The organism is Shewanella sp. c952, assembly GCF_019654975.1.
Lineage (GTDB): Bacteria > Pseudomonadota > Gammaproteobacteria > Enterobacterales > Shewanellaceae > Shewanella.
Genome location: NZ_BPEW01000128.1, coordinates 1 through 485, shown reverse-complemented (window position 1 = coordinate 485; position 485 = coordinate 1). Strand labels below are relative to the sequence as shown.

1 protein-coding gene and 1 pseudogene are annotated in these 485 nt (G+C 45.4%); both read left to right on the top strand.

All coding sequences use genetic code 11. From position 1 onward, the window contains the following. Positions 1 to 200, top strand: a 200-nt coding sequence (locus tag K5R16_RS22210; protein WP_220740590.1) for a hypothetical protein, incomplete at its 5' end; no start/stop codon positions are given. 71 nt (positions 201 to 271) lie between these two features. Next, positions 272 to 485 (top strand): annotated as a pseudogene (locus K5R16_RS22205) (alkaline phosphatase); the annotation flags it as partial.

The window sequence follows — 485 nt, the reverse complement described above, 5'->3', positions numbered from 1 at the left end:
CTCGTGGGCTCGGGGGACAAGCACGTCTAGTGACCTTCCCCTATGAGAGCCATAGCTATAAAGCAAAAGAGTCAATTATGCACATGCTATGGGAGCAGGAGAACTGGCTTGAACTCTATCTAAAAAAGCCGGATACGGCGCAAGCTAGCGCTCAATTTGAACCAAGCCGACCAAACAAAGCATACGTGACATTCCACTAGTGACGGCGGTGGCTAACAGTATCAATCTTTAAGTTAGCCACAGACTCTTGAATATTTAGGACAGTCTGGACATGACAAACTCAAATTCGATAACTCGCTTATCGGCTATTAACTCAAACCTAGGTCTGTTTAGTGCCTACCTATTAAGTACAGCTCTATTATGTACTGCGCTATTAAGCAAAGAGGCCGCTGCGGAAACTGACGACCCCTTCGCACCTATTATTGCAGCTGAATACCTACCTAAGAATATTATCTACTTAATTGGTGACGGTATGGGGCCAGCTT